Source organism: Microbacterium sp. P2_F9 (assembly GCF_056403635.1).
In genome coordinates, this window is record NZ_JBFUFC010000153.1 from 1 (window position 1) to 9281 (window position 9281).

The following is a 9281-nucleotide window of genomic DNA, read 5'->3' on the forward strand; positions in this document are numbered from 1 at the left end:
GCACCACCTTGCCGACCTCGCCGCGGGCGATGGCCGTCAGCCCGGCGCGGACGGCGTCTTCGTAACCCGCCGGATCGAGCGAGCCGGGGCCGAGGGTCGCCGACCAGTACTGGCCGTACGGCATCTCGACGAGTGCGGGATCGGCGGACGGGGCGTCGAGGTTGCGGATGCGGGTGATCCAGCTGCGCCCGCCGCGGCGGCCGATCACGAGCGAGGGGATCACGAGCAGGTTCGAGCGCTCGGATCGAGGGTCGAACGCGAACGCGCCGAACGCGACCAGGCCGGTGCCGGGGAGGCGCACCGGATCGTCGGTCGCAGCGTTCGAGGTGACCCAGCGCCACGCCTCGGCGTGGCCGGGGATCGCGCCTGCCGTCACCGGGGCATCGTCGGCGGTGCCACCGCGGGTGATCGCGATGACGGGCTTGCCCAGCCCGACGATTCCGTCCGACCGGCGCAGCCACGCGAGCGGGTCGTCGGGGTCGGCGTAGAGCAGCAGATCGTCGATGTGATCGATCTCGCGGGTCTCGGCCACCAGACGCGGCGGACGGAGCTCTGCGATCACCCTTCCACCCTAGACTCGCACCGTGATCGACGAGCCCCGCCCCGCGCCGGGTACGCCGCTGACATTCCGGTGGCGCAAGTGGGACGGCGGCGAGCACTGGCTGCACGAGTGCATCTACCTCGGCGCCGACGAGTGGGGCGACTGGCTCGGCCAGCTCCCCGGCTGGTCGAGCGTCCGGCCAGGGCGCGAGGTCGTGCCGTTGCATCCGAATGTCACCCTCGTCCCGCCGAGCGGCGACTTCGCCTTCACGCACAACGCCAGCCCCGCCCGCACGAAGATCTACATCGACCTTGCCTGGGACCTGCGATGGGAAGCGGGCGAGCCGCGCGGGATCGACATGGACCTCGACGTCGTCGAGCACGAGGATCGCGGCATCTACATCGACGACCGCGACGAATGGGACGAGCACCGGGTGCAGTACGGCTACCCGCAGGAAATCGTCGAGCATCTCGAGACCGTCACGCTCGACCTCGAGCGGCGGGTCACCGCGCGGGCGGCGCCGTTCGACACGCGGACGACGGATGCCTGGCTCGCGCGTCTCGCCGAACTCACGGCCGATCGACCCGCCCTCTAGACTCGAGCGGTGACCGAGCACGAGCCCAACCGCGCAGACCTGCACAAGGATCCGGCGCGGGTCAGCGGCATGTTCGACGAGGTCGCGAGCGGCTACGACCGCACCAACACCGTCCTGAGCCTCGGAAACGACCGCCTCTGGCGCGTCGCGACGACGCGGGCGGTCGCCCCACGCGCAGGGCAGCGCATCCTCGACCTCGCCGCCGGAACCGGTGCGAGCTCGATCGCGCTCGCCGGCAGCGGAGCCCAGATCGTCGCGGCCGACTTCTCGCCGGGCATGATCGCCGAGGGCCGTCGCCGCTACCGCGGCACCTCGAATCTCTCCTTCGTCGAAGCGGATGCCACGGCCCTGCCGTTCGACGACGCCGAGTTCGACACCGTCACGATGTCGTTCGGACTGCGCAACGTCAACGAGCCCAAGAAGGCGCTCGCCGAGCTGCTGCGGGTGACAAAGCCCGGCGGGCGGCTCGTGGTCTGCGAGTTCTCGCACCCGCCGTCGCCGGCCTTCAACGGTCTCTACCGCTTCTACAACAACCGGATCCTTCCTACCGTGGCCAAGGCGGTCAGCTCCAACGCCGAGGCGTACGACTATCTGAATGAGTCGATCAAGGACTGGCCGGATCAGCCGACGCTCAGCTCGTGGCTCCGCACGGTGGGGTGGACGGATGTCGCGTACCGCAACCTCTCGTTCGGCATCGTCGCCCTCCACCGCGCCCGCAAAGCCGCCGGGTAGGCTGTGATCGTGACTCCGTCGATGCCAGGCCCTCGACTTGCGAGCAAGCTGGGCCTCTCCGATCGCATCTTCGCGGGGCCACGGGCCCGCAAGCTGATCCGGGTGGTCGAAGACGGCCTCGAACGAGTCGACGAGACGCTGCGCCACGAACTCCAGGTCAGCGATGCCCTCGCGAACACCACCAGTCGTTACCTCTACGACGCGGGCGGCAAGCGGGTGCGGCCGATGCTCGCCCTGCTCACCGCCCAGCTCGGCAACGGAGCGACCGAGGCCGTCATCGACGGTGCCGCCGCCCTCGAGCTCACCCATCTCGGATCGCTGTACCACGACGACGTGATGGATGCCGCGKACAAGCGCCGCGGCGTACCCAGCGCGCACGCGGTGTGGGGCAACAGCGTCGCGATCCTCACCGGGGATCTGCTGTTCTCCCGGGCGAGCCAGATCATGGCGCGCTACGGCGACCGCGCCATCCGGCTGCAGGCCGACACGTTCGAGCGTCTCGTGCTCGGCCAGATGCACGAGACCGTCGGAGCGCAGCCGGGGGAGGACCCGGTCGAGTTCTACCTGCAGGTGCTCGCCGACAAGACCGGATCGCTCATTGCGGCGGCCGCACAGGCGGGTGTGATCTTCAGCGACGGCCCGACCGAATTCGAGGCCCCGATCTTCACCTTCGGCGAGAAGGCCGGCGTCGCCTTCCAGCTGCTCGACGATGTCATCGACCTCTCCGCCGACCCGGACGAGACCGGCAAGGTGCCCGGCACCGACCTGCGCGCAGGCGTGCCCACGATGCCCTACCTGCTTCTGGGGCAGCGCACGGACGCGGCATCCGTCTCGCTGCGCACCACGATCGACGAGGGCGTCGCGCAGATCGCCGACGGTGCCGACCCGGCGATCCTCGATGAGCCGCTCGCCGCGCTGCGCGACAATGACGCCACGAAGGCGACCCTCGACCTCGCTTCCCAGTGGTCGCGCGAGGCGATCGACGCCCTCGCCCCGATTCCCGACGGACCGGTGCGCGAGGCGCTCACCCGCTTCGCCGAGGCCGTCGCAGACCGCTCCAGCTGACCACGCTCGCCGCGCCGAGGCCGTGGATCTCACGATGCCTGCGGTGAGCGACTTCGAAAGGACCCGCATGACCAAGCTCCGACTCGCGATCGTCGGCGCCGGGCCTGCCGGCATCTACGCGGCCGACATCATCCTCAAGGCGGAGCGCAAGTTCGACGTCTCGATCGACCTGTTCGAGCAGCTCCCCGCGCCCTACGGGCTGGTCCGCTACGGAGTGGCCCCCGACCACCCGCGGATCAAGGGGATCATCACCGCCCTGCGCGAAGTGCTCGACCGTGGCGACATCCGCATCTTCGGCAACGTCCGCTTCGGCGAGGACATCACGCTCGACGATCTGAAGCACCACTACCACGCGGTGATCTTCTCCACCGGCGCGATCCGCGACACCGATCTCGACATCCCGGGCATTGACGCCGTCGGCTCCTACGGTGCCGCCGACTTCGTGAGCTGGTTCGACGGGCATCCCGACGTGCCGCGCGAATGGCCCCTTGACGCTTCGTCGGTCGCGGTGATCGGCAACGGCAACGTCGCGCTCGACGTCTCGCGCATGCTCGCCAAGCACGCCGAGGATCTGCTTCCCACCGAGATCCCGGACAATGTGCACCGCGGGCTCGTCGCCAGCCAGGTCACCGACGTGCACGTGTTCGGGCGCCGAGGGCCGGCGCAGGTGAAGTTCACGCCGCTCGAGCTGCGCGAACTCGGCGAGATGCGCGACGTCGACACGATCGTCTACGACGAGGACTTCGACTACGACGACGCCTCCCGGGCGGCGATCGCCAGCAACAAGCAGGTCATGGTGATCGACCGGGTGCTGCAGTCGTGGCGCAAGCGCCCGTCGGCCAACAACTACGCCGCGGCGGAGCCGGGCGAGCGGGCATCACGCCGTCTGCACCTGCACTTCTACGCGAAGCCGCTCGAGGTCGTCACCGACGACAGCGGGCGAGTGTCCGCCTTCCGGTGGGAGCGCACGCGTCCGGACGGCGAGGGCGGTGTCGTCGGCACCGGAGAGATCCGCGAGGTCGCGATCCAGTCGATCTACCGCGCGGTCGGGTACTTCGGATCCCCGCTGCCGGGTGTGCCGTTCGACCAGAAGCACGGCGTGATCCCCAACCACGAGGGTCAGGTGCTGCGGGACGACAACAACGAGCGCGTGTCCGGCGTCTACGCGACCGGCTGGATCAAGCGCGGCCCGGTCGGGCTGATCGGCCACACCAAGTCGGACGCGATGGAGACCATCCGCCACGTCATCAACGACCAGGGATCGTGGTGGCAGCCCGCTGACCCGTCCGAGGCGTCGATCCCCGCGCTGCTGGAATCGCGCGGCGTGATCTGGACCGACCTCGAAGGCTGGCACTCGCTCGACGAGCACGAGATCTCCCTGGGCCAGCCCGAGGGCCGCGCGCGCGTCAAGGTCGTGCCCCGCGACGAGATGGTGTCGATCTCCCGCAGCAAGTAGCGGGCGCCTCGGGCCGAGGCATCCGCTCCCGCGCGTCCGCTCGCGCTCTCACCTGCTCACACAACCGAGGAGATTCGCAGTACCGAGGATGAATTGCCCACCGGGCATCCTCGGAAGTGCGAATCTCCTCGGCTGCAACGCGGCGACGAGGGGCGGACGATCCTCCCCGCCGCCGGCCGCGGCGGGTCATTCCACAGTTCGCCGCCGAGCGATGCGTGATCGTGGCGACGGATCCAGGATCGACGGATGCCGCGGCCTGAGCTCGACCTGCACACCGACCCGTCCACCGAAGCGTCGACCGACATCGAGCGCCTCTGCTCCCTCGTCCGGGACAACGGTGGGGTCGTCACAGTGGCCAAGATCATGGATGCGGGCCACAGTCGCTGGGTTCTTCACAAGGCGCTGGAGACCGGAGCGTTGAAGCGGGTGCGGCGAGGCTGGGTCGCAGTTCCGGGCGCGGACCGGTTCCTCGTGGCTGCTGCGCACCGCGGGGTCGTGCTCACCTGCGTCACCCAGGCGAAGCGGCTCGGGCTGTGGGTTCTGGCAGACGACGACAAGCGTCACCACGTCGGGGCCGACCCTCGATCCAGCCGGGTGACGACCGCCACGAAGGTGGTCGTGCATTGGTCGCGCCCCCTCATCGCGCGTGCGCCCGGGCAGCTGGTCGACCCGATCGAGAATGTCCTTGCCGCGGTGGCGGCCTGTCAGCCCTACGAACGCGCACTCGCAATATGGGAGTCGGCCCTTCGCCAGCAGCTCGTCTCGAAGGAGGGGCTCGCGGCCTTGGATCTCGGCCCGGCGGCCCGGCGGATCCTGCGCGAAGCCGACATCTTCTCGGACTCAGGCCTCGAGACGATGGTGGTCCCACGACTGCGGTGGATGGGCCTTCCGCTCAGGCGGCAAGTGTGGATCGCCGGGCATCGGGTCGACCTCCTGATCGGCGAGCGCCTCGTCCTCCAGATCGACGGTGCCCACCACGTCGGCGCACAGCGCACCGCCGACATCGATCACGACGCTCAGCTCATGCTGCTCGGCTACCACGTCATTCGCGTCGGCTACCAGGCCGTCGTGCACGACTGGCCGCACGTTCAGGAGCAGATCATGCTCGCTGTCGCCCAGGGCCTGCATCGGGCGCCCAAGGAGCAGTGATCGCGCTTCACTCCTGAGGAGATTCGCACTGCTCAGGATGCCGAGAGGTCGAAGCGTCCTCGGAAGTGCGAATCTCCTCGGCTACGGGAGTGGAGTCCTGCGGGCCACGCGGGGCGCGGCATCCGGAACCCTTCCAGGGGCCCGCGCTACCGGTAGTTGACGAACTGCAGGTCGACGTCGAGGTCGGCGGCCTTGAGGATGCGGATGACCTCCTGGAGGTCGTCGCGGCTCTTCGACTGCACACGGAGCTCATCGCCCTGGATCTGCGACTTGACCGTCTTGGGCCCTTCGTCGCGGATGACCTTGCCGATCTTCTTGGCGTTCTCCTGCGAGATGCCATCCTTCAGCGTCGATGTGATGCGGAATTCCTTGCTGCCCGCGACCGGCTCGCCCGTTTCGAGGCTCTTGAGCGAGATGCCCCGCTTGACGAGCTTCGACTGGAACACGTCGAGGACGGCCTTGGCCCTCTCCTCGGTGTTCGCCTTGATGAGGATCGCCTCGCCGCTCCAGTCGATCGACGCCCCGGTGCCCTTGAAGTCGTAGCGCTGCTCGACCTCTTTCCGGGCCTGGTTGAGGGCGTTGTCCGCCTCCTGGTGATCAACTTTTGAGACGATGTCGAAGGATGCGTCGGCCATGCCGGCGAGTCTACCGCCGGGGACGGATGCCGCGCCCGGCCACTCCTACGTGCACGGCCCCGCGTGCCGCGGGCGGCAGCGCGACCGGGCGAATGCCCAGAGAGGTCACGAACACGTATCGAATCAGACTCCAAAGTGTTGGTCGAATTATGGAGTGTGGTGAACTGCACGCGCTTGCAATCGCGAGCAGGAAGACGGTGTTGGAAGGCATCGAGGTGCCGACCGGGACCGTGCTCGTCCCCTTATGGAGAGGCACACCAATGAAGGTGAACAAGAAGAGCGCGCTCGCACTCGGCGCGCTCATCGCAGGGAGCATGCTCGCACTCGCCGGCTGCGCCGGCGGCGGAGGGTCGGCCTCGTCGGCCCCGGAGATGTCCGGCGAGCTGACAGTCTGGGTCGACCAGAACCGTGCTGACGCGCTCAAGGACATCGTGAAGACGTTCGAGGACGAGACCGGCGTGGACGTGACCCTCGTGGTCAAGGACAACGCCAAGATCGCCGCTGACTTCACCGCCCAGGTGCCGACCGGCAAGGGTCCAGATATCACGATCGCTGCGCACGACGCGCTCGGCCAGTTCGTCAACGACGGTCTGGTCGCCCCGATCGAGATCGGCGACAAGGCGGACGAGTTCCTCGACGTCGCCATCTCGGCTTTCACATACGACGACAAGGTCTACGGCGTTCCTTACGCCATCGAGAACATCGCGCTCATGCGCAACACCGCGCTCGCGAGCGAGGCCCCCGCGACGTTCGACGACATGATCGCTGCTGGCACGGCGGCGGGCACGAAGTACCCCTTCGTCGTCGGGCTCAGCCCGGAGAATGCGGACCCGTATCACCTGTACGGCTTCCAGACCTCGTTCGGCAACTCCGTCTTCGCGCAGAATGCCGACGGAACCTACGACGGCTCGCAGCTGACGATCGCCGACGACGCGGGCATCGCCTACGCGAAGTGGCTGGGCGAGCAGGGCGCTGCGGGCACGATCAACCTCAACCTGACGCAGGATCTCTCGAAGGAGGCCTTCAACTCCGGCGAGACCCCGTTCATCATCACGGGCCCGTGGAACGTGGCCGATGCGCAGGCGAAGGGCATCGACATCGCGATCGACCCGATCCCCACCGCCGGTGGCGAGGTCGCCAAGCCGTTCGTGGGTGTGCAGGGCTTCTACCTCAGCGCGAAGTCGGAGAACACCCTCGCCGCGAACGAGTTCCTCGTGAACTACATGGGTCGCGAAGACGTCCAGACGGCCCTCTACGAGGCCGGCAACCGTCCACCGGCGTTGAAGGCCGCGTACGAGAAGGCCCAGTCCGACCCGATCACCAAGGGATTCGGTGACGTCGGCTCGACGGGCGCACCGCAGCCGAGCATCCCCGAGATGGGAAGTGTGTGGGACTCGTGGGGTGTCGCTGAGGCGGAGATCATCAAGGGCGCCGACCCGACCGCCACGTGGACCAAGATGGCCGAGGACATCCAGGCGAAGATCGACGGATAGTCGGATCGATGGGGCGGCGCCTGTTCAGGCGCCGCCCCATCTCCTATTCTGACAACCCAGGGCACTGCCCGAGACAGGAGCCGACGATGACGGGGCCCACGGTCGAAGACGAGCGCACGGGGAACGCGGCCGATAAGGCGCTCCTGCGGAAGCAGAAGCGAGCTGCGGCGTACGCGGAAGCGGCGGGTGTCGGCTGGAAAGTGTGGCTGGTGAAGATCGCCTCGCTGGCCGTGATCGACGCGGTCGCGGTCTATGCGATCTTCGTGCTGCTCGCGCAGGAGAGCTGGCTGGTGGCGCTGGTCGTCGCGGTTGTCGTCGTCGCGGTGAACCTGATCTACCTCACCCCCGGCCTGCTGCCTGCGAAGTACCTCACCCCCGGCATCCTGTTCCTGCTGGTCTTCCAGATCTTCCTCATCGTCTACACGGTCTACGTCTCGCTGACCAACTTCGGTTCGGGGCACATCTCGTCCAAGGACGACGCGGTCAACGCGCTCCTGTTGCAGTCGCAGACTCGAGTCGAGGATTCGCCCGCCTACCCTGTAAAGATCCTGGAGCAGCTCGGGGAGTTCTACTTCCTTGTCACTGATCCCGATGGCCAAGCTCTGCTCGGCAGCGCGGACCAGCCGCTCGAAGAGGTCGACGCCCAGATGGAGGGCGAGCAGGCGGTCGGCGTCGACCGCTACACCACGCTCGACTTCAGTGGAATCCTCGCGAATCAGACCGAGATCGCGGCTCTGGCCGTTCCTGTCTCGGATGACCCGAACGAGGGGTTCCTCCGTACGACAGATGGGTCGTCGGCCTACGTCTTCGTCTCGAGCCTCGAGTGGGATCCAGTCGCCGACACGATGACGGACACGACGACCGGCACGGTCTACAGCGATGTCGGGACGGGTGCCTTCACGGCCGAGGACGGCACTGAGCTACGGCCCGGCTGGCAGGTCAATGTCGGCTTCGACAACTACATCTCGGCGTTCACCGAGCCGTCGATCCGCGGTCCGTTCTTCTACGTGCTCACCTGGACGTTCGTCTTCGCGATCCTCTCGGTCGCCACGACGTTCGCGCTCGGACTGTTTCTCGCGATCGTCTTCAACGATCCGCGAATGAAGAGCAAGCGGTTCTACCGCGTCGTCGTCATCCTTCCGTACGCTTTCCCGGGATTTCTCACGGCGCTGGTCTGGGCAGGCATGTTCAACCAGGATTTCGGAATCATCAACCAGTGGTTCTTCGGCGGTGCCGACATACCTTGGCTGCAAGACCCGTGGCTGGCGAAGATCGCCATCCTCACGGTCAACCTGTGGCTGGGATTCCCCTACATGTTCCTGGTGTGCACGGGCGCCATCCAATCCATTCCAGAGGACATCCTCGAGGCGGCCAAAGCCGACGGTGCGGGGCCGTGGGGCATCTTCCGCTTGATCAAGTTCCCCCTCCTCCTGGTGTCGGTCGCGCCTCTTCTCATCTCCTCGTTCGCGTTCAATTTCAACAACTTCGTACTGATCTACTTCCTCACCCAGGGCGGCCCGCGCTTCCCCAACGCATCCATCAACGTCGGTCAGACCGACATCCTCATCTCGATGGTGTACAAGGTCGCTTTCGTGGGCGCCGATCGCGACTACGG

At 67.3% G+C, this 9281-nt stretch carries 8 protein-coding genes and 1 pseudogene; 7 read left to right on the forward strand and 2 right to left on the reverse strand.

Features of this window, described 5'->3' with window-relative positions; translation table 11 throughout:
- A pseudogene (locus tag AC1DVT_RS14670) lies at window positions 1-562 on the reverse strand (isochorismate synthase); the annotation flags it as partial.
- 22 nt (window positions 563-584) lie between these two features.
- On the opposite strand from AC1DVT_RS14670, the gene AC1DVT_RS14675 reads away from it, so the two are divergent.
- The 5 genes from AC1DVT_RS14675 to AC1DVT_RS14695 all read left to right on the forward strand — a co-directional run bounded on the left by AC1DVT_RS14675 (window position 585) and on the right by AC1DVT_RS14695 (window position 5538).
- Window positions 585-1136: a DUF402 domain-containing protein gene (locus AC1DVT_RS14675; RefSeq protein WP_477389765.1), complete on the forward strand. Its 552-nt coding sequence runs from the start codon at window positions 585-587 to the stop codon at window positions 1134-1136.
- 9 nt (window positions 1137-1145) lie between these two features.
- Window positions 1146-1868, forward strand: coding sequence for a bifunctional demethylmenaquinone methyltransferase/2-methoxy-6-polyprenyl-1,4-benzoquinol methylase UbiE (gene ubiE, locus AC1DVT_RS14680; RefSeq protein ID WP_477389766.1), 723 nt, complete (start codon window positions 1146-1148; stop codon window positions 1866-1868).
- A 9-nt stretch (window positions 1869-1877) separates the two neighbouring features.
- On the forward strand, window positions 1878-2933 hold the full coding sequence (locus AC1DVT_RS14685) for a polyprenyl synthetase family protein (RefSeq protein WP_477389767.1): 1056 nt from the start codon (window positions 1878-1880) through the stop codon (window positions 2931-2933).
- A 67-nt stretch (window positions 2934-3000) separates the two neighbouring features.
- Window positions 3001-4389: an FAD-dependent oxidoreductase gene (locus AC1DVT_RS14690; RefSeq protein WP_477389768.1), complete on the forward strand. Its 1389-nt coding sequence runs from the start codon at window positions 3001-3003 to the stop codon at window positions 4387-4389.
- 246 nt (window positions 4390-4635) lie between these two features.
- Window positions 4636-5538: a DUF559 domain-containing protein gene (locus AC1DVT_RS14695; RefSeq protein WP_477389769.1), complete on the forward strand. Its 903-nt coding sequence runs from the start codon at window positions 4636-4638 to the stop codon at window positions 5536-5538.
- A 146-nt stretch (window positions 5539-5684) separates the two neighbouring features.
- Here the strand turns inward: AC1DVT_RS14695 and AC1DVT_RS14700 are convergent, their stop codons facing one another.
- The gene (locus AC1DVT_RS14700) at window positions 5685-6173 is read right to left on the reverse strand and encodes a YajQ family cyclic di-GMP-binding protein (protein ID WP_457099038.1); all 489 of its coding nucleotides are present in this window, start codon (window positions 6171-6173) and stop codon (window positions 5685-5687) included.
- A 260-nt stretch (window positions 6174-6433) separates the two neighbouring features.
- On the opposite strand from AC1DVT_RS14700, the gene AC1DVT_RS14705 reads away from it, so the two are divergent.
- Complete coding sequence (locus AC1DVT_RS14705; RefSeq protein WP_477389770.1) at window positions 6434-7666, forward strand: sugar ABC transporter substrate-binding protein; 1233 nt, start codon at window positions 6434-6436, stop codon at window positions 7664-7666.
- A gap of 86 nt (window positions 7667-7752) precedes the next feature.
- Window positions 7753-9281, forward strand: a 1529-nt coding sequence (locus AC1DVT_RS14710; protein WP_477389771.1) for an ABC transporter permease subunit, incomplete at its 3' end; no start/stop codon positions are given.

Bases quoted from the DNA above. Each gene is read 5' to 3' on its own strand.
- AC1DVT_RS14695 (WP_477389769.1), top strand. From the start codon at position 4,636: ATGCCGCGGCCTGAGCTCGACCTGCACACCGACCCGTCCACCGAAGCG.
- AC1DVT_RS14700 (WP_457099038.1), bottom strand. From the start codon at position 6,173: ATGGCCGACGCATCCTTCGACATCGTCTCAAAAGTTGATCACCAGGAG.
- AC1DVT_RS14705 (WP_477389770.1), top strand. From the start codon at position 6,434: ATGAAGGTGAACAAGAAGAGCGCGCTCGCACTCGGCGCGCTCATCGCA.
- AC1DVT_RS14690 (WP_477389768.1), top strand. From the start codon at position 3,001: ATGACCAAGCTCCGACTCGCGATCGTCGGCGCCGGGCCTGCCGGCATC.